Annotated in this window: 22 protein-coding genes; 14 read left to right on the top strand and 8 right to left on the bottom strand. The window is 58.4% G+C overall.

Going from position 1 to position 24,086, the window contains the following annotated elements; translation table 11 throughout:
• Nucleotides 1–6 precede the first annotated feature (6 nt).
• Genes hslR through N438_RS25655 form a run of 3 tightly spaced genes read right to left on the bottom strand, consistent with a single transcriptional unit; the run spans nucleotide 7 to nucleotide 3,278 of the window.
• Nucleotides 7–408, bottom strand: coding sequence for a ribosome-associated heat shock protein Hsp15 (hslR, locus tag N438_RS25645; protein WP_008807008.1), 402 nt, complete (start codon nucleotides 406–408; stop codon nucleotides 7–9).
• The gene (yrfG, locus tag N438_RS25650) at nucleotides 405–1,088 is read right to left on the bottom strand and encodes a GMP/IMP nucleotidase (protein WP_004181456.1); all 684 of its coding nucleotides are present in this window, start codon (nucleotides 1,086–1,088) and stop codon (nucleotides 405–407) included. The genes hslR and yrfG overlap by 4 nt, the downstream gene beginning before the upstream one ends.
• 60 nt (nucleotides 1,089–1,148) lie before the next feature.
• Nucleotides 1,149–3,278 carry an intracellular growth attenuator family protein gene (locus N438_RS25655; RefSeq protein ID WP_016161902.1) on the bottom strand — a complete coding sequence of 710 codons (2,130 nt, stop codon included), beginning with the start codon at nucleotides 3,276–3,278 and terminating at the stop codon, nucleotides 1,149–1,151.
• Between the two features lie 319 nt (nucleotides 3,279–3,597).
• Between N438_RS25655 and nudE the strand changes: the two genes are divergently transcribed.
• Nucleotides 3,598–4,158 carry an ADP compounds hydrolase NudE gene (gene nudE, locus N438_RS25660; protein ID WP_012967138.1) on the top strand — a complete coding sequence of 187 codons (561 nt, stop codon included), beginning with the start codon at nucleotides 3,598–3,600 and terminating at the stop codon, nucleotides 4,156–4,158.
• A 53-nt stretch (nucleotides 4,159–4,211) separates the two neighbouring features.
• On the opposite strand, the gene mrcA is transcribed toward nudE, so the two are convergent.
• Nucleotides 4,212–6,770, bottom strand: coding sequence for a peptidoglycan glycosyltransferase/peptidoglycan DD-transpeptidase MrcA (gene mrcA / locus N438_RS25665; protein WP_008807011.1), 2,559 nt, complete (start codon nucleotides 6,768–6,770; stop codon nucleotides 4,212–4,214).
• Between the two features lie 118 nt (nucleotides 6,771–6,888).
• Between mrcA and N438_RS25670 the strand changes: the two genes are divergently transcribed.
• The 12 genes from N438_RS25670 (at nucleotide 6,889) to trpS (ending at nucleotide 16,839) form a co-directional block, all read left to right on the top strand.
• Complete coding sequence (locus tag N438_RS25670) at nucleotides 6,889–7,689, top strand: hypothetical protein (RefSeq protein ID WP_012967139.1); 801 nt, start codon at nucleotides 6,889–6,891, stop codon at nucleotides 7,687–7,689.
• Nucleotides 7,673–8,206, top strand: a complete 534-nt coding sequence (locus N438_RS25675) for a PilN domain-containing protein (RefSeq protein ID WP_012540413.1) — start codon at nucleotides 7,673–7,675, stop codon at nucleotides 8,204–8,206. The genes N438_RS25670 and N438_RS25675 overlap by 17 nt, the downstream gene beginning before the upstream one ends.
• Nucleotides 8,196–8,624, top strand: coding sequence for a hypothetical protein (locus N438_RS25680; protein WP_008807014.1), 429 nt, complete (start codon nucleotides 8,196–8,198; stop codon nucleotides 8,622–8,624). The genes N438_RS25675 and N438_RS25680 overlap by 11 nt, the downstream gene beginning before the upstream one ends.
• Nucleotides 8,614–8,994: a HofP DNA utilization family protein gene (locus N438_RS25685; RefSeq protein ID WP_040968923.1), complete on the top strand. Its 381-nt coding sequence runs from the start codon at nucleotides 8,614–8,616 to the stop codon at nucleotides 8,992–8,994. The genes N438_RS25680 and N438_RS25685 overlap by 11 nt, the downstream gene beginning before the upstream one ends.
• A complete protein-coding gene (hofQ, locus tag N438_RS25690) occupies nucleotides 8,930–10,171 on the top strand; it encodes a DNA uptake porin HofQ (protein WP_042946941.1) in 1,242 nt (413 codons plus the stop codon). The genes N438_RS25685 and hofQ overlap by 65 nt, the downstream gene beginning before the upstream one ends.
• Nucleotides 10,172–10,441: 270 nt before the next feature.
• Nucleotides 10,442–10,963 carry a shikimate kinase AroK gene (gene aroK, locus N438_RS25700; protein ID WP_002920267.1) on the top strand — a complete coding sequence of 174 codons (522 nt, stop codon included), beginning with the start codon at nucleotides 10,442–10,444 and terminating at the stop codon, nucleotides 10,961–10,963.
• 55 nt (nucleotides 10,964–11,018) lie between these two features.
• Complete coding sequence (gene aroB / locus N438_RS25705) at nucleotides 11,019–12,113, top strand: 3-dehydroquinate synthase (protein ID WP_008807017.1); 1,095 nt, start codon at nucleotides 11,019–11,021, stop codon at nucleotides 12,111–12,113.
• An 84-nt stretch (nucleotides 12,114–12,197) separates the two neighbouring features.
• Complete coding sequence (gene damX, locus N438_RS25710) at nucleotides 12,198–13,487, top strand: cell division protein DamX (RefSeq protein WP_008807018.1); 1,290 nt, start codon at nucleotides 12,198–12,200, stop codon at nucleotides 13,485–13,487.
• A gap of 78 nt (nucleotides 13,488–13,565) precedes the next feature.
• The gene (dam, locus tag N438_RS25715) at nucleotides 13,566–14,393 is read left to right on the top strand and encodes an adenine-specific DNA-methyltransferase (protein WP_008807019.1); all 828 of its coding nucleotides are present in this window, start codon (nucleotides 13,566–13,568) and stop codon (nucleotides 14,391–14,393) included.
• 17 nt (nucleotides 14,394–14,410) lie between these two features.
• Complete coding sequence (rpe, locus tag N438_RS25720; protein WP_060619279.1) at nucleotides 14,411–15,088, top strand: ribulose-phosphate 3-epimerase; 678 nt, start codon at nucleotides 14,411–14,413, stop codon at nucleotides 15,086–15,088.
• A complete protein-coding gene (gph, locus tag N438_RS25725) occupies nucleotides 15,081–15,842 on the top strand; it encodes a phosphoglycolate phosphatase (RefSeq protein ID WP_012540418.1) in 762 nt (253 codons plus the stop codon). Before rpe ends, gph begins: the two co-directional genes overlap by 8 nt.
• Nucleotides 15,835–16,839 carry a tryptophan--tRNA ligase gene (trpS, locus tag N438_RS25730; protein WP_008807022.1) on the top strand — a complete coding sequence of 335 codons (1,005 nt, stop codon included), beginning with the start codon at nucleotides 15,835–15,837 and terminating at the stop codon, nucleotides 16,837–16,839. Before gph ends, trpS begins: the two co-directional genes overlap by 8 nt.
• Nucleotides 16,840–16,913: 74 nt before the next feature.
• Here trpS and cysG read toward each other — a convergent pair whose 3' ends face one another.
• The 3 genes from cysG to nirB all read right to left on the bottom strand — a co-directional run bounded on the left by cysG (nucleotide 16,914) and on the right by nirB (nucleotide 21,306).
• Nucleotides 16,914–18,287 carry a siroheme synthase CysG gene (gene cysG / locus N438_RS25735; RefSeq protein WP_012967144.1) on the bottom strand — a complete coding sequence of 458 codons (1,374 nt, stop codon included), beginning with the start codon at nucleotides 18,285–18,287 and terminating at the stop codon, nucleotides 16,914–16,916.
• A 152-nt stretch (nucleotides 18,288–18,439) separates the two neighbouring features.
• Nucleotides 18,440–18,766, bottom strand: coding sequence for a nitrite reductase small subunit NirD (gene nirD / locus N438_RS25740; RefSeq protein WP_008807024.1), 327 nt, complete (start codon nucleotides 18,764–18,766; stop codon nucleotides 18,440–18,442).
• The gene (nirB, locus tag N438_RS25745; RefSeq protein ID WP_008807025.1) at nucleotides 18,763–21,306 is read right to left on the bottom strand and encodes a nitrite reductase large subunit NirB; all 2,544 of its coding nucleotides are present in this window, start codon (nucleotides 21,304–21,306) and stop codon (nucleotides 18,763–18,765) included. Before nirB ends, nirD begins: the two co-directional genes overlap by 4 nt.
• Nucleotides 21,307–21,544: 238 nt before the next feature.
• On the opposite strand from nirB, the gene N438_RS25750 reads away from it, so the two are divergent.
• Nucleotides 21,545–22,867, top strand: a complete 1,323-nt coding sequence (locus N438_RS25750) for a cytosine deaminase (protein ID WP_012540421.1) — start codon at nucleotides 21,545–21,547, stop codon at nucleotides 22,865–22,867.
• Here the strand turns inward: N438_RS25750 and tsgA are convergent.
• Complete coding sequence (gene tsgA / locus N438_RS25755) at nucleotides 22,864–24,051, bottom strand: MFS transporter TsgA (protein ID WP_002920240.1); 1,188 nt, start codon at nucleotides 24,049–24,051, stop codon at nucleotides 22,864–22,866. The genes N438_RS25750 and tsgA overlap by 4 nt on opposite strands.
• Between the last annotated feature and the right edge of the window lie 35 nt (nucleotides 24,052–24,086).

The raw sequence follows: 24,086 nt of genomic DNA on the forward strand, positions 1-24,086 counted from the left end.
CGCGAGTTACTCACTCTCGCCGTGTTTAAATCTCATCAGGTCGCGGCGCTCTTTCTTGTCCGGACGTCTGTCAGGGTGCGGCATGGTCAGGGCGTTCATTTTGCGCGCCAGGGCCACTTTTTCACGCTTCTCGATACTTTCCGCTGTCTCTTCATACAGGGCGACGGCTTCACTTGCCGGGCGGCGCTGTTCGGTAATACCGACGATCCGTACCGTACGCTCGTCATTGCCCTGGCGCAGCGTCAGCATGGCGTCCAGCTCGACAATTTTCCCGGGTTTGCTGCGTTGTCCGTTGTAATGCACCTTGCCGCCTTCAATCATCTCCCGCGCCAGCGCGCGGGTCTTGTAAAAGCGGGCGGCCCAAAGCCATTTGTCTAGTCTGACGGTTTCGCTGGGCTTCTCTTTCATCGCCTCTCCTTCGGGGTAAGCGAAGGGATCAGTCGCCGGTAATCATTCAGCCCTGGGTGGCGCAGATACTGCTTTTCCGCCAGCCCGGAGTCGGGATTGGTAATGCCCAGGCAGTAACGAATGCCAAATTCCCTCGCGGCATCCAGAATCGCCTCGCTGTCGTCGACAAACAGCGTTTTATGGGCCTCAAGGCCAGTCTCCTCCGCCACGGCGCGCCACAGGCGCTGATCCTCTTTCGGATAACCAAATGTGTGGGTGGAAAGTAATAAATCAAGGTGCGCATCCAGGCCGGTGTGTTTGAGCTTCACCGCCAGATTGTGGGGATGGGCATTGGTCAACAGAATGCGTCGCTTACCGCAGGCCTTGAGCGCATCAAGGAACGGCACCGTATCCTCGCGCAGCGTGGCGCGCGGACCCTGTTCGCTGGTCATCGCACAAATATCCAAACCCAGGCGCTCGCTCCAGTAATCCAGACAGTACCAGTTTAGCGTATGCTGCACGGCGTGATACTCCTGGCGCATGGCGTCTTTCGCCTCCTGCAGATTGAGGCCGCGGGCGGCTCCCCAGGTTTCAGGCACCAGCGTTTGCCAGAAATAGTTGTCAAAAGCGAGGTCCAGGAGCGTGCCGTCCATATCCAGCAGAACGGTATCAACCTCCTGCCAGGCGATATCAAAATGCATGATGACTCTCCAGCGAGCAGAAAATGGGCGACAGGGTATCATACCCTGTCGCCGGGAAAATTAATCTTGCGGGTCAGACGCGGGGAGCAGTACCGGGTTCAGGCAGCTTTCGTAATATTTCTGAATCTCTTCCATACGCTGGCGATGGCGTTGATAACGACGCAGCGCCTGTACGCCGTGGTAAGCCATGCACCCCAGCATCGACAACAGCAGCAGCGTAATGCCCAGATAGCGCCACAGTCCGCTGCGGTCGGGGATGCGGTGCAGATTGATATGCTGGGTGCCGTTGGCGTCGGTAAACAGATTGGTGACGATCCCTTCGGCGTGGAAAGGGGTATGCATGAGCATACCGGCCAGCCGCCGCAGCTCGCTCCACTGCTCATGTGCCGGATAATCATACAGGCTCACCGCCGGCCACGGCTGATTGACCAGCACGCTGCCTTCATCGCTGGCGATCAAGAAACCGCCGGGCGCCGGGCTGTTTAGCGCCTGCGCGGCTCGCGAAGTTTCACGCATTACAAAGGGGGCGGTGGAAGTGGTCACCAGATTCTCCAGCGACTCCGCGCTGACCGGGCGCAGCAGCACGTTCACGCCGTCCAGTTTTCCGGCGGTGGCGCGCTTGGTTAATGCCTCCCAGTTACGGGTATTCCCGAGATTGACCAGCGCGTTTTTCAGGCGCAGGCAGTCATCCTTTGCCGAGCAGAGATCGTTGGTTTTCAGGACGATATCGCCGAAATCATCCAGCAGCACCATGCCTGATTTCTGAATCGCGGAGCGCAGCGCCGGGCTGACGCGGGAGTCATCGTCGGTTTCCGGGTGCAGCTGGCGCTGGACGGACTGCATCAGGGCGGTCGCTTTGCTGACAATATCAGACTCCGGCAGCGGCAGAGGAGGGGCGTCGTTCCATACAATCTGTGAACAATCGAAAGGCAGGAACGGCGAATCCTCTTTGGCCGACCAGCTACCCGGCGTACGGATATTACACATCCCGGTGCCTGTCAGGCGCAGCGTATCGCCAATGCGCACATGGGCTTTTGCCAGCTGGTCGACGGTTGTCGCTTCAATCGTCTGGGCGCCCTTCAACCACGACAGGGTGAACTTAAACGGCATATTTAGCGGTACGCTGACCCACAGCATGATCACCACTACCAGCGCGCCGGCGGCGATAATCGCGCTGCGCAGCCAGTACTGTAGCGGGAAGTTTTTCACTTCATCATGGAGCGACAGGTAGCGTCCCTGGCGGGCCACGTGACGGTTGAGATAGATATCAATATCGGTCTGCTGTCCCAGGTCCTGGGCGATCCATGGCTGCCAGTGGCGCGGATAGATGAGATCGATAATACCCAGCGAAATGTTATTGATATGTTCCTGATCGTTTTCGCCAAACAGACCCCAGCGTTTGGGAACGCCCCGCAGGCAGTGAATTTCGCGCAACGCGGCGCGGCGCGGCGGGGCATAGATCCCCCCCACGCCAGCGGCGAGAAGCAGTACCCCCGCGGCCACCAGCCAGGGGGTAAAAACGGCTGGCCCAATCAGGCTGAAATAAAAGAACAGGAAGGAGGCGACGATCAGGATCGCTTCGCGCAGCCCATCCGGCCGGTTGAGGGCGTGTTCTTCCCGACTTTCCCGACGGATCTGCCGTAGCTCTACCTGTTCGCTCTCTTCGCCGCGAATGGAGGCCTGGGTGGCCGATGCGCGTTCCAGGGCGTAGCTTTGCGCCTCCTGACGATAGTCGCTCAGGCTATGTCCGTTAAGGGTGATAACCAGCGGCAGGCTGTCGGTGGGGATCAACTCAACGCTGTTTTCGTCGTTGATATGCTGTTCCCAGAACGGCGGCAGATGGACTTCCACCGAATCGAGAAAGTAGCGCCATTTATTCGGCGCGTCGGTAGTGATCCCGTAGCGAGTGATGGCTCGCGTCACCGCGTAGACCGTATCACTCTGTTCATTCAGCGCCAAAGCGACGGGTGCGGTCGTTGCGCCGGACGCCGGGACCTGCAGGGTGCGACTGAGCTCCGCAAGATACTTTTCGATAGCCTGACGCTCATCGGCAGGAAGCGGCCGCGTAGTGGCGTCGCTAAAGGCGTGCAGTAGAGGAAGGCGTCGGCGTCTGGCGTGAGCGCGGTACCACCATCCGATGAGCAATACGCAGATTAGCAGAGCTGTAAGGAAAATCAGAAAGGTGCCCATGCCCATCCCATCATAGTTATTTTTTCTTACGATATCGTCGGTGAACGTGAAGACTAACGTCAAGCTGCAGTGTTAGTGGCGCACCTGGTTACAGGGTAGTGAATATGTCATGCAGCAACGTATAAGCTTACCAAAAACGTTAATGCGCAGAAATCGGTAAATTCTCAAACAGAATTCAAGCTATTGACTTTTTTATCTTTATTACTTTCCCCTTTGCCGGTAAAAGGTTACAACTCTGTAAATAAGTAGCGATTTGGATTGCCGAAAGCGTGTTGCGTATCGCACAATGACTGCTTAATCACAGCATAGACCGATGACAATGAGCAAATCATTACAAAAACCCACCATTCTCAATGTTGAAACTGTCGCCCGTTCGCGCCTCTTTAATGTCGAAAGCGTCGATCTGGAATTCAGCAACGGTGTGCGTCGCGTTTATGAACGTATGCGGCCATCCACCCGTGAAGCGGTGATGATTGTGCCGATTGTTGATGATCACATTATTTTGATTCGCGAGTATGCCGTCGGCACGGAATCCTACGAGCTGGGTTTCTCCAAAGGGTTGATTGACCCGGGTGAAACCGTGGATGAAGCAGCGAATCGCGAGCTGAAAGAAGAGGTTGGCTTTGGCGCCAATAAGCTGACGTTTCTGAAGAAGCTCAGTATGGCCCCCTCTTACTTCTCCAGCAAAATGAATATCCTGGTGGCGGAAGACCTCTATCCTGAGTCACTGCCGGGCGATGAACCTGAGCCGCTGCCGCAGGTGCGCTGGCCGCTGGCGCAGCTGATGTCGCTGCTGGATGAAGAAGATTTTAACGAAGCCCGTAACGTCAGCGCGCTGTTTTTAGTGCGCGAGTGGCTGCTGGCTCAGGGCCGGCTCTGAGAGAAAGCGCGCCGTTAGCAGCAATAAAAAAGCGCCCGCAGGCGCTTTTTTTGTCAGAACAGTTCGTGGGTTTCACCACCGCCGTCAGTCAGGGTGGTGCCCACCTCATGGACCGCCTGCTGCGTGGGCTGGGTTCCTTCAATGAAGTATTCCGCGCGGCTGTTGCCCCCGTTAGCCAGCTGACCAGTGCTGCGGTCGATATTCACCGTGACGATCCCAGGCGGCGGGGTTAACGGCTCTTCCGGCACTCCTTCCAGCACGCTCTTCATAAAGCTGTCCCAGGCCGGCTGGGCACTTTTAGCACCGCCCTCATAGCCGGAGATCTGATCTTTAATCGCCCCGGAGGCGGTGGTGCGGCCAAGATCGCGACGATGATCGTCAAAGCCGATCCATACCGAAGTCACTACACCTGGGCCGTAGCCTGAGAACCAGGCATCCTTCGAGCTGTTGGTGGTCCCGGTTTTCCCGCCGATGTCATGCCGCTGCAGATCGCGTCCGGCACGCCAGCCGGTTCCCATCCAGCCCGGTTCGCCAAAGATGTTGCTGTTCAGTGCGCTTTTTATCAGGAACGACAGGGGCGTATTAATCACATGCGGCGCGTATTCCTGGGCGCCGCTCTGTGCAACCAGCGACTGGTTGGCCTGCTCCAGCTGCGGCTGTGGCGGCACGTTCCCGTTCTGCGGTTCCGTCGAGGTGGCGACATCTTCCACATCTTTATTTTCCAGCACGTTGGATTTTGGCGTATCACCGTAAATGACCGGTAAATCACACTGCGGGCAGGCGATTTTCGGACGTTCTTCGAAGAGAACGCCGCCCTGATCATTCTCAATCTTACTGATAAAGAACGGGTTGACCAGGAAGCCGCCGTTGGCCATCACCGAATATCCGCGGGCAACCTGCAGGGGCGTAAAGGAGGCGGAGCCCAGGGCCAGCGATTCTGTGTGGACAATGTTTTGCGCCGGGAAGCCAAAGCGCTGCAGATACTCGGCGGCATAGTCAACGCCCATGGCGCGCATAGCGCGCACCATCACCACGTTTTTCGACTGTCCAAGCCCCTGGCGTAAACGAATCGGACCGGCATACTGCGGCGGCGAGTTCTTCGGCCGCCAGTCGGATCCTGCGCCTGCGTCCCAGCGCGAGATCGGCACATCGTTGAGCATACTGGCCAGCGTTAAGCCTTTATCCATCGCGGCGGTATAGAGGAACGGCTTAATGTTGGAGCCGACCTGACGCAGCGCCTGAGTGGCGCGGTTGAACTTGCTCTGGTTAAAGTCAAACCCGCCGACGAGAGCAATAATCGCGCCGTTTTGCGGATTAATGGAGACCAGCGCTGAGTTGACGTCCGGGACCTGTGACAGCCACCAGCCGTCAGCCACTTTACGAACCCAGATCTGCTGCCCGGCCTGCAGGACGTCGTTGACTTTACGCGGGGTCGCCCCCTGCTGCGTATCCGAGATAAAGCGCCGGGCCCAGCGCACGCCGTCCATCGTCAGAGAAACCGAGTCGCCGTTAGCCAACAGCGCGACGGCCTCCTGGGCATTCGCGGAAGTGACCACCGCCGGGAAAAGCGGGCCGTAGCCAGACTGACGCTTCAGCGAGTCGATGATTTTCTTCGTCTCCCACGGCGTTTCACCGACTTTCCACAGCACGCTGGCCGGGCCGCGGTAGCCGTGACGCATATCGTAATCCAGCACGTTATTGCGTACCGCCTGCTGGGCTGCCTGCTGATTCTTGCGAGTAATGGTGGTGTAAACCCGGTAGCCATCTTCATAGGCCTGCTCGCCGTAGCGATTCACCATCTCCTGGCGCACCATTTCGCTCAGGTAAGGGGCGGAGAAAGCGATTTTCGGCGCGTGATAGCTGGCGTCGATCGCTTCGCTGCGCGCCTCATCATATTGCGCCTGGGTGATGTACCCCTCGCTCAACATACGCGACAGCACCACGTTGCGACGGGCGGTCGCGCGATCCATGGAATAGAGTGGGTTAAAGGTAGAAGGCGCTTTCGGCAGACCGGCAATCACCGCCATCTCACTCAGGGTCAACTGGTCGATAGGTTTGCCAAAATAGACCTGCGCCGCGGCGCCGACGCCATAGGCGCGGTAGCCGAGGTAGATCTTGTTCAGATACAGCTCAAGGATTTCATCTTTGTTCAGCAACTGCTCGATGCGGATAGCCAGAAAGGCCTCTTTAATCTTACGCATCAACGTCTTCTCGGGGCTGAGGAAGAAGTTACGTGCTAACTGCTGGGTGATGGTGCTGGCGCCCTGGGAGGCATGGCCTGAAAACATCGCCACGCTGGCGGCGCGGAAAATACCCACCGGATCGACGCCGTGATGCTCATAGAAACGGCTGTCTTCAGTGGCGATAAACGCTTTCACCAGCTCGGGGGGAATTTGCTGCAGCGTCACAGGGATACGGCGTTTTTCGCCATATTGCGCAATAAGCTCACCGTCGGCGCTATAGACCTGCATCGGGATCTGCAAACGCACATCCTTCAGGGTTGCGACGTCGGGGAGTTGCGGCTCTATGTATTTGTAGAGGCCAAAAATCGAGCCTGCTCCCAGCAGTACGCAACAGACTGCAAGGATCAATAGATACTTTACGAACTTCACCGGTGTTTTCCCATTTAGTTTTATTTGGGCAGTTTATAAACAAACGCGCGGTAGTATAAAGGCAAGCCAGGTGCATTGATATAGCCGGACAGTTTTGCCGGATAAGGAGATCGTAAGCATGGCTTTCAGAAACTGGCGGATCGGGATGCATATCCAGCAGGATAGCATCGCCATTGTCGCGCTATTGCATGAACGCTCACACTGGGCGCTGCGCCGCTGGTGGCGTATTCCGCTGCCGCCAGGCCTGGTACGGCAGGGGATGGTGGTGGACGTCAGCGCCCTTGGCGCACAGCTTAGCGCCTGGCGGCGGGAGCTACCGGTGCAGCATCAGGTCAGTATCGCTTTCCCCGCCGTTCGCACGCTGCAAAAGCGCCTGCCTTATCCCCAGTTCGCCCTGCGGGATCGTGAACAGGCGACGTGGATAGCCAGCGCGATGACCCAGCAACTGGCGATGCCCGCCGCCTCCTTAAGCATTGATTATGCTCCCACCTCGCGGGATGACGGTTGGCAGGTCACGGCGGCGCAGCGGCTGGACATCAATGTCCTGCGGGCGCTGGCAGGACGGCTACGACTGCGGGTCGCGGCCATCGTGCCGGATGCCAGCGCGCTCGGCGCGTTTGTCCCCTTGCTGAACCCGCAGTCGCAGGGCCTCGCGTGGCGGGATGAAAATCACTGGCTATGGGCGACGCAGGAGGCCTGGGGTTGTGTCACCTGCGATGAGGTGAAGTCGTTAAGCCAGCTGGCGGAGCAGCTTCAGGTTCCTTTGCGTCTGTGCGCTGACGCTGGCGACGAGGCCAGCAACTTAGATGTCTGGCAGGTCATTCACCGCCGGCAGCCTCCTCTGCCGGTCGATGGCGATCGCTACGCTATCGCCCTTGGGCTGGCGCTGGGGAGTGAACACCATGACGCATGCCGTTAATCTTCTCCCCTGGCGCGACCTGCGGCGGCGCCAGCGCCTGCGCTTCATCCTGCTGATTGCTACCGGCATTATGCTGCTGGGATTGATGATCCTGCAGGTATGTCGCACGGTCCGTCTGCAGCATCTCGCCCTGGCGACACTCCACGCGACGGCCGACGCGCAGTTGCTCGCCTCGCTTAAACAGCGCGAGCTTCCAATGCGCGAGGCGTGGCAGCAGCACCAGCGTCATCGTCAACAGCAACGGCGTAGAGCGGCGATCGCCGCCTGGCAACCCAGGCTGCTGGCGCTGGCGGCAGATCTGCCCGCGCAGGCGTGGCTGACGCGGCTGGATTACCAGGGCGCGGTTCTGACCGTGAATGGCCTGGCCCTCAACCTTCAGGCGCTGGCCGGACTGGAGCGCATTCTGACCAATGTGGCGGGATTCGCGCCGGCAAAAGCGGGCGGAACGCAGCGCGACGCCGAGGGACGCTGGCAGTTCAGTTTTACCCTTGCAGAAGAGCGTGCCGATGTGGATTAGCAGCCGGCGCAGCCAGGCGGTGCTGCTGACCCTGCTCGCGATGGGGGGGCTGGGCTTCGGCGTTACGCTCTGGTGCGCTGCCGGGCCGCCGCTGGCGGCAGTGTCCCGCGACCCCGTCCTGCAAACGCAGTGGCGCCGGGTGATGGCATTGCGCATGCCTGCCGGTGAAACACCCGGAGGGCGCATCGACAAGCAGCCGTTTTCGCCGATAGCCATTCCGCTTGCCGGGGTGAAGCTTATCGCCTGGCGACCTCAGGGAAGCGGGGGCGAGATGGAGCTGACCCTGCCCTGGCAGACGCTGCCCGCGTTTTTTTCCTGGCTGGCGCGCTGCGGGATGAACCCGCGATCGTTCTCGCTGGAGCGTGAGGCGCAGGTGCTCCGCCTGCGTTTGCAACTGGAGGCGGAAGATGGGACGTAAACGCTGGGCTTTACTGTGGCTGCCGCTGTCGCTGCTGGCGGCCGAGCGCGATCCTTTTCAGCCGGTAGAGGATCCCTGCCGCACGGCGCAGTTATCACAATGGCGCTATGGCGGCGCGGCCGGGGATGGCGCAGGCTGGACGGGGTTTCTGCAGGACGGGAGCGGCAAATGGCGGCGGGTGCGCATGGATGATCAATTGCCCACGGGCTGGCGGGTGAGCCGGCTGACGACCGGCGAGCTGGAGATCGTCACGCCTGCGGGGTGTGAACCGCCAGCGTGGCGCTGGCAACGTGAAGGGAAACAATATGATGCGATGGATAAGCCTACTGCTTCTGCTGCTGCCGCTGGCGGCGGGCGCCGCCCGAAATGAAAAGACAATTTCGCTGGTGGTTGATGACGCGCCGGTGGCTCATGTGCTGCAAGCGCTGGCCGAAATGAACCACAAGAACCTTGTTGTGGCGCCGGACGTTAGCGGTACGCTCTCCCTGCATCTGCAAACGGTCCCCTGGACCCAGGCGCTGCGGGCGGTGGCGGATAGCGCAGGCCTCTCTTTGCAACAGCAGGGGACGGTCATCTACGCGCATACCCAGGCCTGGCAAAAGGCGAATCAGGCGCAGCGTGAAGCGGAACAGGAGAAACGCCTGCAGAACCTGCCCCTGCAGGCCGAGAACGTGACCCTGCACTATGCCGATGCCGAGGAGCTGGCTAAAACGGGCGGTAAGTTGCTTAGCGCCAGGGGGCACCTGATGGCGGACAAACGGACCAACCGGCTGCTGATCCGCGATGATGCCCGGCATCTGCCGGCATTGAAAGACTGGGCGCAGGAGATGGATTTGCCCGTCGGACAGGTGGAGCTGGCCGCTCATATCGTGTCGATGAGCGAAACCAGCCTTCGCGAGCTGGGGGTGAAGTGGCGGCTGGCGGAGGCCGGAGGCTCGCCGGGATCAGGACAAATTACCACCCTGAGCAGCGATATGTCGGTGAACGATGCCAGCACCCGTGCGGGGTTTAACATCGGCAAGATTAACGGTCGCTTACTCGAACTGGAACTTTCCGCGCTGGAGCGCAAGCAGCAGGTCGATATTATCGCCAGCCCTCGTTTGCTGGCCTCGCATATGCAGCCCGCCAGCATCAAGCAGGGGAGCGAGATCCCCTATCAGGTTTCCAGCGGTGAAAGCGGCGCCACGTCGGTGGAGTTTAAAGAGGCCGTGCTGGGCATGGAGGTGACGCCGACGGTGCTGCAGCAGGGGAGAGTGCGGCTGAAGCTGAGGATCAGCGAAAATACGCCGGGTCAGGTGCTGAAGCAGGATAATGGCGAGGCGCTGGCCATCGATAAACAGGAGATAGAAACCCTGGTGGAAGTTCGCAGCGGCGAGACGTTAGCGTTGGGCGGCATCTTTTCGCAGAAAAACAAAACCGCCCGTGACAGCGTCCCGCTGCTTGGCGATATCCCGGTGCTGGGGCGTCTGTTTCGTCGCGACGGGAAAGATAATGAACGCCGTGAACTGGTTGTCTTTATTACGCCACGGATTCTGGCGGTACGTTAAGCAGGTTTTTCATGCTAAACACGTTTCAGGTGTTTGACGTGAGGACGGATTTAGCATACAAGGGGTACCGATTTGAGAGTCGGGTACGACATCAATCCTCCCTTTATTGTCCGGCGATTTTATTCAGTTGCCAAACCAGCCGGAGTATTGAGATAATTTTTAGTCTGACTCTCGCTCTATTGCATATGAGGTTTCAGTTCATGCCCTGCGGCGCTGGGTGTCTGCGAAGCGGGTTTATCATTAACGAATAGTCTTAGTAGTACCGAAAAAATGGCAGAGAAACGCAATATCTTTCTGGTTGGGCCTATGGGTGCCGGCAAAAGCACTATTGGGCGTCAGTTAGCCCAACAGCTCAACATGGAATTTTACGATTCCGATCAAGAAATTGAGAAACGCACTGGCGCTGATGTGGGCTGGGTCTTCGATGTTGAAGGCGAAGAGGGCTTCCGCGACCGTGAAGAAAAAATTATCAATGAGTTGACGGAAAAACAGGGGATTGTGCTGGCGACTGGCGGCGGCTCTGTAAAATCCCGTGAAACGCGTAACCGTCTCTCCGCCCGCGGCGTGGTGGTCTACCTGGAAACGACAATCGAGAAGCAGTTGGCCCGTACGCAGCGCGATAAAAAGCGTCCTTTGCTACAAGTCGATGCGCCGCCTCGTGAAGTGCTGGAAGCGCTGGCTGACGAGCGTAACCCGCTGTATGAAGAGATCGCCGATGTGACTATCCGCACAGACGATCAGAGTGCGAAAGTCGTCGCGAACCAGATTATTCATATGCTGGAAAGCAATTGATTCTGGCTTAATAAAAGTGCGTCAGAGTAAAAGTCACTGAGGTGGACGTCGCGTTATGGAGAGGCTTACTGTTACCCTCGGGGAACGTAGTTACCCGATTACCATCGCGGCTGGTTTGTTTAACGATCCAGCTTCCTTCCTGCCACTCAAGTCGGGCGACCAGGCTATGCTGGTCACCAACGAAACGCTGGCGCCGCTTTATCTGGATACCGTCCGCTCTGTGCTGGAGCAGGCAGGGGTCAACGTTGACAGCGTGATCCTGCCCGATGGCGAGCAGTATAAAAGCCTGGCGGTGATGGATACTGTTTTTACCGCGCTGTTGCAAAAACCGCATGGCCGCGACACCACGCTGGTGGCGCTTGGCGGTGGCGTAATTGGTGATTTAACCGGTTTCGCCGCGGCAAGCTATCAGCGCGGGGTGCGTTTTATCCAGGTCCCTACCACTCTGCTGTCACAGGTCGATTCGTCGGTCGGCGGCAAAACCGCAGTGAACCATCCTCTCGGCAAAAATATGATTGGCGCCTTCTGGCAGCCGGTTTCGGTGGTGGTTGATCTTAACTGTCTGAAGACCCTCCCGGCGCGTGAACTCGCTTCCGGACTGGCTGAGGTCATCAAGTACGGTGTGATCCTCGACGGCGAATTCTTCAGCTGGCTGGAAAACAACATTGATGCGCTGCTGGCGCTGGATGAAAAAGCGATGGCGTACTGTATTCGCCGTTGCTGTGAGCTGAAAGCGGAAGTTGTGGCTGCCGACGAGCGTGAAACCGGGTTACGTGCTTTACTCAATCTTGGACATACCTTCGGCCATGCTATCGAGGCGGAAATGGGCTACGGTAACTGGCTGCACGGCGAAGCGGTGGCGGCAGGTATGGTGATGGCGGCGCATACGTCCGAACGGCTGGGGCAGTTCCGCGCGCAGGATACACAGCGCATTATCGATCTGCTCAAGCGTGCAGGCTTACCGGTACGCGGCCCGCAGGAGATGAGTGCGCAGGCGTATTTGCCCCATATGATGCGCGATAAAAAAGTACTGGCGGGCGACATGCGGCTGGTGCTCCCGCTCGCAATAGGAAGCAGCGAGCTGCGCGGCGGAGTGCCGCATGATGTGGTTCTTGGCGCGATTGCTGATACTCAGCAGGCGCAACAATAAGAAGGTCTGGCCGCGTTCGCGCGGCGTTATCATTTCGGGTGATGTGCAATAATCGTGAGCATAAGCCTTTTAGTGGGGTGTTAAATGGATGATTTCAAACCAGAAGACGATATGAAAGCCGATCGCAACGATCGTCGTGCTGGTCGTTCCCGTCAGTCTTCCGAGCGTGATGCCGATCCGCAGATCAATTTTGACGACGTCGATCTTGATGCCGATGAAGGCCGTCCGACGCGCGCCGGTAAGGCCCGTCGCGAGCGTGAAGAGGAAGAGTTCGAAGAAGAACTGGATGCGGAAGACGAGGAACTGCTCGAAGAGCAGCCTGTAGAGCGTCGTCCGCGCAAGCGTAAAAAAGCGCCGGCCAAACCTGCCTCCCGTCAGTACATCATGATGGGCGTGGGGATTCTGGTGCTGCTGCTGTTAATCGTGGGTATTGGTTCTGCGCTGAAATCGCCATCCTCGTCCAGCCAGCAGACCGCTTCCGGCGAGAAGAGCATTAATTTGTCTGACGATCAGTCCACCAGCACGCCTGCTGCCGGTCAGGATCAGACTGCTGCGGCCAACACCACCCCACAGCAGGACGTAACGGTTCCGCCTATTGCCGCGAACCCGACGCAGGGCCAGGCAGTATCAGAGCCGCAGGGCCAGCAGCGTATTGAAGTTCAGGGCGATCTGAACAATGCGCTGACCCAGCAGCAGGGCCAGCTGGACGGCGCCGTGGCTAACTCGACGCTGCCAACTGAACCGGCAACCGTCGCGCCGATCCGTAATGGCGCCAATAGCACTGCGGCGCCGCGCCAGGCGACCGAGCGTCAGACGGCTGCAACGCCGCGTCCGACAGAGCGTAAGCACACCGTTATCGAAGCGAAGCCGCAGACGAAGCCTCAGGCCGTGGCAAAAGCGCCGGTAGAAACGAAGCCGGTTCAGCCGAAGCATGTTGAAAGCGCGGCGACTACCGCCCCGGCGAAAACCACCGTAACCGAAAGCAAACCGGTGGCAACAGCGCAGAGCAAACCGGTAGCAACAGCGTCCACCACCACTGCCGCGCCAGCCGCAACGGCAGCGCCAGCCGCGAAGAGCGGTAAAACAGCAGGTGACGTGAGCTCAATGAAATCTGCGCCGTCGGGTAACTATACCCTGCAGCTCAGCAGCTCCTCTAACTACGACAACCTGAACAACTGGGCGAAGAAAGAGAAGCTGGATAGATATGTTGTCTATGAAACGTCGCGTAACGGCCAACCGTGGTACGTGCTGGTGAGCGGTATCTATGCTTCGAAAGAAGAAGCGAAACGCGCTGTCACCTCGCTGCCGGCGGACGTGCAGGCGAAAAATCCATGGGCAAAACCACTGCATCAGGTACAGGCTGACCTGAAATAATGCCGTGGGGTAGTCTTAAGCGCAGGATGCTGTCGGAGCTTTCTCCACAGCCGGAGAACGTGTAATTAGTTAGGCAGCATGAAAAAGAATCGCGCTTTTCTGAAGTGGGCAGGGGGGAAGTACCCCCTGCTTGACGATATTAAAAAGCATTTGCCGGAAGGCGAGTGCTTAATCGAGCCCTTTGTGGGCGCCGGGTCGGTATTTCTCAATACCGACTTTTCTCGTTATATCCTCGCGGATATCAACAGTGACTTAATTGGCCTGTACAACATCGTTAAATTGCGTACCGACGAATACGTCGCCGCTGCGCGTGAGATGTTTGTCCCGGAAAACAACGTCGCTGAGCGCTACTACCAGTATCGTGATGAATTCAACCAAAGCCAGGATCCGCTGCGTCGCGCGGTGCTGTTCCTGTATCTGAATCGCCACGGCTACAACGGCCTGTGTCGCTACAATCTGCGCGGCGAGTTTAATGTGCCGTTTGGCCGCTATAAAAAGCCCTATTTCCCCGAGGCAGAGCTCTATCATTTCGCCGAGAAAGCGCAAAACGCCGAGTTTTACTGCGAATCGTATGAAGAGTGCATGCAACGTGCAGATAGCCGCGCGGTGGTATATTGCGATCCACCCTATGCGCCGCTGACGGCGACGGCGAACTTTACCGCCTACCACACCAACAGCTTCAATCTGGAACAACAGGTACTGCTGGCGCAAAAGGCGGAATCGCTGATGAAAAAGCGGATCCCGGTGCTGATTTCCAACCACCGCACACCGTTGACGCAGGAATGGTATAAAAACGCGGCAGAAACACATATTGTGAAGGTTCGGCGCAGCATCAGCAGCAACGGTGGTACGCGTAAAAAGGTGGATGAGCTGTTAGCGCTCTACCGTCCGCCTAAGACCAAATAAATTTCAAGGAGATGCGGATGAAGCAGTATTTGATTGCCCCTTCGATTCTGTCAGCTGATTTTGCCCGTCTGGGTGAGGATACCGCGAAGGCGCTGGCGGCGGGTGCGGATGTCGTGCACTTCGACGTCATGGACAACCACTACGTGCCGAATCTGACGATTGGCCCGATGGTGCTGAAGTCGCTGCGCAATTACGGTATTACCGCGCCAATCGACGTCCACCTGATGGTAAAGCCGGTCGACCGCATCATTCCTGATTTTGCCGAAGCCGGCGCCAGCATCATCACCTTCCATCCTGAAGCCTCCGAACACGTCGATCGCAGCCTGCAGCTGATTAAAGAGCACGGCTGTAAAGCGGGCCTGGTGTTTAACCCGGCGACGTCCCTGAGCTACCTCGATTACGTGATGGATAAGCTGGACGTGATCCTGCTGATGTCGGTTAACCCGGGCTTTGGCGGCCAGTCCTTTATTCCCCAGACGCTGGATAAACTGCGTGAAGTACGCCAGCGCATCGATGCTTCTGGCTACGATATTCGCCTGGAAGTGGATGGCGGCGTGAAAGTCAGCAATATTGGCGAAATCGCCGCGGCGGGTGCGGATATGTTTGTTGCCGGTTCGGCGATCTTCGGTCAGCCGGACTACAAGAAAGTGATTGATCAAATGCGTAGTGAATTAGCGAAGGTGAGTCATGGATAAATTACAGGCGATCCGCGGCATCGCGTTTGATCTCGACGGCACGCTGGTGGACAGTGCGCCGGGTCTAACCTCGGCGGTTGATAACGCCCTCTACGCCCTGGAGTTGCCGGTGGCGGGAGAAGAACGCGTTGTCACCTGGATCGGCAACGGCGCCGATGTCCTGATGGAGCGGGCGCTGACCTGGGCTCGTCAGGAGCGTGCGACGTTACGGGCGGCGATGGGTAAGCCTTCCGTCGACGATCATGATATTCCGCAAGACGAACAGCTGCGCATTTTGCGTAAACTGTTTGACCGCTATTACGCCGAAACGGCGGAAGAGGGTAGCTTCCTGTTCCCGGCGGTGGCCGATACGCTCGGCGCGCTGCATGCCAAAGGCCTGCCGCTGGCACTGGTCACCAATAAGCCGACGCCGTTTGTCGCCCCGCTGCTGGACGCGCTCGATATCGCGAAATATTTTACCGTCGTGATTGGCGGCGATGACGTGCAGAATAAAAAGCCGCATCCGGAACCGCTGCTGCTGGTGGCGGAAAAGCTCTCTCTGGCTCCTGCCGAGCTGCTGTTCGTCGGCGATTCGCGCAATGATATTCAGGCGGCCAAAGCGGCAGGCTGCTGCTCTGTCGGCCTGACCTACGGTTATAACTATGGCGAACCGCTTGCGCTGAGCGAGCCGGACTATCTCTTCGACCAGTTTAATGAACTCTTACCCGCTCTCGGGTTACCGCACAGTGAAACTCAGGAATTGAAACATGACTAAGCCCATCGTTTTTAGTGGCGCACAGCCCTCAGGTGAACTGACCATTGGCAACTACATGGGTGCGCTGCGTCAGTGGGTAAACATGCAGGACGATTACCACTGCATCTATTGCATCGTGGACCAACACGCCATTACCGTGCGCCAGGATCCGCAGCAGCTGCGCAAGGCGACCCTGGATACCCTGGCGCTGTATCTGGCCTGCGGCATCGATCCGCAAAAAAGCACCATCTTCGTTCAGTCGCACGTGCCGGAACACGCCCAGTTAGGCTGGGCGCTGAACTGCTACACCTATTTCGGCGAACTGAGCCGCATGACCCAGTTTAAAGACAAGTCCGCACGCTACGCGGAAAACATCAACGCCGGTCTGTTTGATTACCCGGTACTGATGGCCGCTGACATTCTGCTGTATCAGACCAACCAGGTTCCGGTAGGGGAAGATCAGAAACAGCACCTGGAGCTGAGCCGCGATATCGCCCAGCGTTTTAACGCCATCTATGGCGATGTCTTTAAAGTGCCTGAGCCGTTTATTCCGAAGTCCGGCGCACGCGTGATGTCGCTGCTGGAGCCGACCAGGAAGATGTCTAAGTCCGACGACAACCGCAACAACGTCATCGGCCTGCTGGAAGATCCGAAATCGGTGGTCAAGAAGATCAAACGCGCGGTGACCGACTCCGACGAGCCGCCGGTGGTACGCTACGACCTGAAAGAAAAAGCGGGTGTCTCCAACCTGCTGGATATCCTCTCCGCGGTCACCGGGAAAACCATTCCGGAGCTGGAGCAGCATTTTGAAGGCAAAATGTATGGCCACCTGAAAGGCGAAGTCGCTGAAGCGGTATCGGGTATGCTGACTGAGCTGCAGGAGCGCTATCACCGTTTCCGTAACGACGAAGCGTTTCTCAACCAGGTAATGAAAGACGGCGCAGAGAAAGCCAGCGCGCGCGCTTCTCAGACCCTGAAAGCGGTATACGAAGCGATTGGTTTTGTCGCCAGGCCGTAAGCGACGCAACAGCTAAAAAGGCGGGATATTATCCCGCTTTTTTTATGTCTGTCGTCCATGTGGGGAGGCGAAGGTTAGTGGTTCGAGAACCAGTTCAGTTTATCCCGCAGGCCAACCACGCGACCGACGATGATCAGCGCCGGACTAGCCATCTGCTGCGCCAGGATATCCAGTTGCCCTAAGGTGCCGCTGACCACTTTTTGCGACACGGCGGTGCCGTTCTCGACGATGGCGGCGGGCATATCTTCCGCCATGCCGTGAGCAATGAGCTTCTCGCGGATCGCCGGCGCCTGGTTCAGGCCCATGTAGAACACCAGGGTTTGCTTCTCCACTGCCAGGTTTGCCCAGTCCAGCTCGCCGCCGGTTTTCAGATGGCCGGTGACCAGGCGGACGCCCTGGGCGAAATCGCGGTGTGTTAACGGGATCCCCGAGTAGGCGGAGCAGCCGGAGGCGGCGGTGATGCCTGGAACAACGGAGAAGGGGATGCCCGCCTCACAGAGGGTTTCCAGCTCTTCCCCTCCGCGGCCAAAGATAAAGGGATCGCCGCCTTTCAGCCGGACCACGCGTTTTCCTTTTTGCGCTTCACGCAGCAGGATCTGGTTGATCTCCTCCTGCGGGACGCAGTGGTAGCCAGAACGTTTGCCGACGAACACCCGGTCGGCATCGCGACGCACCAGATTCATGATGTCGTCGGAAACCAGCCGGTCATAAACCACCACGTCGGCCTGCTGGATCTGCTGCAGGCCTTTGAGCGTGAGCAGCCCGGCGTCGCCGGGGCCGGCGCCAACCAGCACCACCTCGCCGCGATGCTCCAACGGCTCCGTCAGCAGCTGCTCGGTGGTATCCGCCACCGCCTGCCGATCGTCATTGGCCAGCGACTGCGCCAGCCGGTCGTTCACAAACAGCTTCTCCCAAAAGCGGCGGCGTTCGCCCACGCTGGCAAACTGCTGCTTAACGCGCGCGCGCAGATGGCCGGCATAGCGGGCCAGCTGGCCGAGATGCAGGGGTAAGACTGACTCCAGCTTCTCGCGCAGCAGGCGCGCCAGCACCGGCGATGTCCCGCCCGAAGAGACGGCGACCATCAGCGGCGAGCGGTCGATGATGGACGGCATAATAAAGCTGGCCTGGCGCGGGGCATCCACCACGTTACAGAAGATACGCCGCGCTTCGGCTGCGTCGCTGACCTGCTGGTTCACCGTCTCATTATCGGTAGCGGCGATGGCCAGCCAGCAGGTGTCCAGCAGCGAGGGGATAAACTCACCCTGCACCAGGGTTAGCATCTGTGAATCGGCCCACACCTGAAACTGCGGGGTGAAGTCGAGCGCATTGACCGTGACGTTTGCGCCAGCATCCAGTAGCAGACGGGCCTTGCGTTCGGCGACATCCCCGCCGCCAACCAGTAAACAATCCCGCTGGCGCAACTGGCAGAATATGGGTAAGTGATCCACAGAATAACCTCATGAAAATAAGGGGTAGAAAATGCGTGGTCGTAGAATAGCAGCAAAGGTAATACAAAACATGCGACTTATCCCGCACTCATGCGTTGTCGGTCAGAAGTGTTGCTTATGTCTCCCCCCGTAGCCGGGGGGAGGAAGAGGACTTACGCTTTAAGCTGCACCTGGCCGTCTTTCACCCGGGCGTCGAAGCGGGCGATGGAGTGGCTGGCATCTTCCATGCACAGGCCGTCGCTCAGGCGGAAGCGCTGCTTTTTCAGCGGGCTGGCAACCCATAGCGCGCCGTCATGTTCGGCGATAATCCCGCGAGACAGCACGCTGGCGTTGAAGAACGGGTCAATGTTGCTGATGGCGAATACCCTGTCGTCCTGGTAGGGACGGAAGACTGCCACCTGTTGCTGGCCGAGCTGCGCGCAGACGCCGGTGGCCGGCAGGATGTCGTCAATTTTGCAGATGTTTACCCACTGGCTCATACGTTTTCCTCCACCAGCGTGACCGGGATGCGCTCATAGGGCGTGGCCGGGCGGTGCTGGTCACGTTCCGGCACCACCTGAACGTTCGGGTCGCGCTGGTCGCTGTTGATAAAGTGTTTGAAGCGGGTCTGCGCCGCCGGGTTGTTGACGGTTTCGGTCCACTCGCAGGCGAAGGCGGCGCGCAGGCGAGCCAGCTCCTCTTCCAGATGGTCGTTCAGGCCCAGCTTGTCATCGATGATGACGCTGCGCAGATAGTCGATGCCGCCTTCCATGTTGTCCAGCCACGGCGCGGTGCGGGTCAGCTTATCGGCGGTGCGGATGTAGAACATCATAAAGCGGTCGAGATACTTAATCAGCGTCTCGCGATCAAGGTCCGCGGCCAGCAGATCGGCGTGGCGCGGCTTCATCCCGCCATTACCGCACACGTACAGGTTCCAGCCTTTCTCGGTGGCGATGATCCCCACGTCTTTGCCCTGGGCCTCCGCACATTCGCGGGTGCAGCCGGAGACGCCGAACTTCATTTTGTGCGGGGTGCGGATGCCTTTGTAGCGGTTTTCCAGTTCCACGCCGAAGCCGACGCTGTCGCCGACCCCGTAGCGGCACCAGGTGCTACCGACGCAGGTTTTCGCCATCCGCAGCGCTTTGGCGTAGGCGTGGCCGGTTTCGAAGCCCGCTTCAATCAGCTGACGCCAGATCTCCGGCAGGTCGTCTTTCTGCGCGCCAAACAGGCCGATGCGCTGGGAGCCGGTGATTTTGGTGTACAGATTGAATTCACGCGCGATACGGCCCACGGCGACCAGCCCTTCCGGCGTGATTTCGCCGCCAGCGGAGCGCGGGATCACCGAGTAGGTGCCATCTTTCTGAATGTTGGCAAGGAAGTTGTCGTTGGTGTCCTGCAGCGGCGTGTGCTGCGGTTTGAGGATGTACTCATTCCAGCAGGAGGCCAGCAGAGAGCCGACGGTCGGCTTACAGATCTCGCAGCCATAACCCTGACCGTGTTTTTCCAGCAGTTCGTCGAAGGTTTTAATGCCTTCCACGCGGATCAGGTGGAACAGCTCCTGGCGGGAGTAAGCGAAGTGTTCGCACAGGTTGTTGTTGACCTCGATGCCCTGTTTCGCCAGTTCGGCATTGAGCACCTGCGTCACCAGAGGGATACAACCCCCGCAGCCGGTTCCGGCTTTGGTTTCCGCTTTCAGCGCCGCGACGGTGTGGCAGCCTTTGTTGATGGCGGCGATCAGGTCGCCTTTACTGACGTCAAAGCAGGAGCAGATCTGCGCGCTGTCCGGCAGTTTATCGACGCCGATCGACGGCTTGCCGCTGCCGGCGTGGGCCGGAAGGATCAGAGAATCCGGATTTTCCGGCAGCTCGATAGCGTTGAGCACCAGTTGCAGCAGATTGCCATAGTCGCTGGTGTCGCCGACCAGCACCGCGCCGAGCAGCGTTTTATTGTCGGCGCTGACGATCAGGCGCTTATAAACTTCTTTGCTTTCGTCGAGATAGACGTAGCTGCGGGCGCCCGGCGTACGGCCGTGGGCATCGCCGATCCCACCCACGTCCACACCCAGCAGCTTCAGCTTGGCGCTGAGGTCGGCGCCGGTGAAGCTGTTTTCACTGCCGAGGAGATGGTCGACGGCCACCTGGGCCATTTTATAACCCGGGGCGACGAGGCCATACACGCGGTTGTTCCAGCTGGCGCATTCCCCGATGGCGTAGATGTCCGGGTCGGAGGTCTGGCAGCTATCGTTGACCATGATGCCGCCGCGCTGGGCGACCGCCAGCCCGCACTGGGTGGCCAGCTTATCGCGCGGGCGGATCCCGGTTGAGAAGACGATGAAATCGACCTGCAGCTCGCTACCGTCGGCGAAGTGCATGGTTTTACGAGCCTCGGTGCCCTGCTGGACGATCTCTTTGGTATTTTTACTGGTGTGAACTTTCACGCCCATGCTTTCAATTTTGCGCCGCAGCTGCTCGCCGCCCATCTGGTCGAGCTGCTCGGCCATCAGCATCGGCGCGAACTCGATCACGTGGGTTTCCACGCCGAGGTTTTTCAGGGCGCCTGCGGCTTCCAGGCCTAGCAGGCCACCGCCGACCACCGCGCCGCGTTTGCTGCGACGGGCGCAGGATTCAATCGCGTTAAGATCTTCAATGGTGCGATAAACGAAGCAATCCTGAGTTTCCGCGCCTTTAATCGGCGGGATCCAGGGGTATGAGCCGGTCGCCATAATCAGCTTGTCGTAGAACACGGTGCGCCCGGCGCTGGAGTGGATCACCTTCTCCTGGCGGTTGATGGTGATCGCCCGTTCGCCGACCAGCACCTTGACGCCGTGTTTCTCATAGAAACCTTCGCGCACCAGCGACAGCTCTTCTGCGGTATGGTGGGAGAAATAAGACGACAGGTGGACACGGTCGTAGGCGATACGCGGTTCTTCACAGAACACGGTAATGTCGAACTGTCCGGCAGGCGCCTTATCGAGAAGCTCTTCGATAAAGCGATGGCCAACCATGCCGTTACCGATGATAGCGATTCTGACTTTGCTCATTTTTGCCTCGATTTCTTTTCTATTACCGCCTACCTTAACGATTCAGCCATCAGGCTTATTGATGCAAATCAATGACAACTTCACCTACCACTTAATGGGTATATAATTGATTTGTCTGTATTTTTCTAAGTTATGGAAAACGCTGGCTTTTCCTTTTTGCTGATTTTGTGTACAAGAATTGGATGGGCCGCGATTGGGGTTGGGCAGAAAACTAGCCATATTGAATGGAGAAGGTGATATGACAGCAGCGCCGCTTTGGTTAATTCAGAACGTACGCCTGGCAGACCGCGACGGCCTGTGGCAAATAGCGATTGATAAGGGCCGCTTTGGCGAGATCACGCCGATGGGCGAGGCGCGCGACGAAAGCTACGAGGTGTTGAACGCTCGCGGCGGGCTAGCGATCCCGCCTTTTATTGAGCCGCATATCCACCTGGATACCACCCAGACGGCCGGCGAGCCGCACTGGAACCAGTCCGGCACCCTGTTCGAGGGGATTGAGCGCTGGGCGGAGCGAAAAGCGCTGCTCAGCCATGAGGACGTCAAAGCCCGGGCGTGGAAAACCCTGAAGTGGCAGATCGCCAATGGCGTGCAGTTTGTCCGCACTCATGTCGACGTCTCCGATCCCACGTTAACGGCGCTGAAGGCGATGCTGGAGGTCAAACGGGAGGTGGCGCCATGGGTCGAGTTGCAGATAGTTGCTTTTCCACAGGAGGGGATCCTCTCTTACCCCAATGGCGAGGCGCTGCTGGAGGAGGCCCTCAAGCTGGGGGCGGACGTCGTTGGGGCCATCCCGCATTTTGAGTTCACCCGTGAATATGGGGTGGAGTCGCTGCATATCGCCTTCCGGCTGGCGCAAAAATATGATCGCCCGCTGGATATTCACTGCGATGAAATTGACGATGAACAGTCGCGCTTTGTTGAAACCGTTGCCGCGCTGGCGTTAAAGGCGGGGATAGGGGCGCGGGTGACGGCCAGCCATACCACCGCCATGCACTCCTATAATGGCGCTTATACCTCGCGCCTGTTCCGCCTGCTTAAGCTCTCCGGTATCAACTTTGTCGCCAATCCGCTGGTGAATATTCATCTGCAGGGCCGGTTTGATGACTACCCTAAGCGACGGGGGATTACCCGGGTGAAGGAGCTGATGGCGGCGGGGATCAACGTGTGCTTTGGTCATGATGACGTCTTTGACCCGTGGTACCCGCTGGGGACCGGCAATATGCTGCAGGTCCTGCATATGGGCCTGCACGTCTGCCAGCTGATGGGCTACCAGCAGATCAACGACGGTCTGAAGCTTATCACCGCCAACAGCGCCCGCACGTTTGGCCTGGAGGATTACGGCATTGTCAGCGGCAACCCGGCTAACCTGATCATTCTCCCGGCGGAGAATGGCTTTGAGGCCGTCCGCTGCCAGGTGCCTGTGCGCTGGTCAATTCGTCAGGGAAGGGTGATCGCGACCACCCAGCTGGCGCAAACCTGGATCCAGACCGACCGCGGTGGCGAGGAGCTCTCTTTTATGAGGAACAGCCCCCTTGCGGACGCAAAGGGGCCGAAGGCTTAGTGAGACGCCGCCTGAGCGTTGTTCTGGCGGTGACGGGAGACGAAGCCGAGGATAAAGCACATCACGAATACCACGGCATAGAGGCCGTTAGCGGTGTGCAGCGCTGCCAGTGGACCGCTGGCAGCCACAATCGGGCCGGTGACCACGAAAGTGAGCATGGTGCCGATGGTGCCGCAGGTGAGGATAAAGTTCACCAGCTTCGGCGAAGCGACCCGCGTCTGCTGCGAGCCGAGCGTAATGATCGAGGTGTAGATGGCGCTGGAGAAGAAGCCCAGGGTCAGAATAAACCACGGCATATGCTCCGGGGAACCATTGATAAACAGGTACATCAGCACCGTCGCGAGCCCGGCGAGGACGGTTAAGATACGCTGCAGGTCGAAGAAGCGCAGGATGAAGCTGAATGACCACATGCCGATCATGTAGGACATCCAGAAATCGCTCACCAGTTTACCGGCATCCCCGAGGCTCATGCCCAGGCTCTTCGCATATTCCGGTACCCAGGAGATAAAGCCCAGCTGACCGAGGATGTAGCACAGCGCCGCAACGGAGAGGAACAGCACGCCGATGCCCCACTTCTCTTTCACTACCGGCTGGCTGTTTTCGCTCTGCGCTTTTTTGCCCAACACCGGAAAATCACAGCCGAAAGTCAGGACGAAAATGGCGACATACACCAGACCAATACAGGCGTAGACCCAGTACCACTCGATGCTGCGCGCCAGCAGGACGGCGGCGACCATCGGGAAAATCATTCCCGCCATGCTAAAGAAGGAGTCGGTAAACAGCAGACGCGCTCCGCGCTGACGGCCTTCATACATATGGGTGATCAGGAAGGTCCCGATCGACATGGTGATCCCGCTCACCAGCCCGAGAACGAACATCGACGCGGAAAACAGCGCCAGGCTGTGGCTGAGCATCAGGCCGGCCACCGCCAGCACCATCAGAATAAAGCCAAAGCGCAGCTGAGTTTTCAGCGGCACGATTTCCATCAGCCAGGCATTGAGGAAGATAGAGATCAGAATACCGGCGTTCAGAAAGGTAAAGGTGTTGCTCATACTGGAAACGGGCAGATGGAAATAATCCGCAATGTTACCCATCACCATCCCGGTGACGATCACCAACGCGCCGGTCAGGGCGTAGGAGAAGAAGCTGATCCATGTGAGCTTAATACGGTTGCTGTTAGTCATGACTGGCCTGTGAATAGAAAGGTAAAGCGCGTTGA

The organism is Klebsiella sp. GL120222-02 (assembly GCF_003097195.1).
GTDB classification, from domain to species: Bacteria; Pseudomonadota; Gammaproteobacteria; order Enterobacterales; family Enterobacteriaceae; genus Klebsiella; species Klebsiella variicola.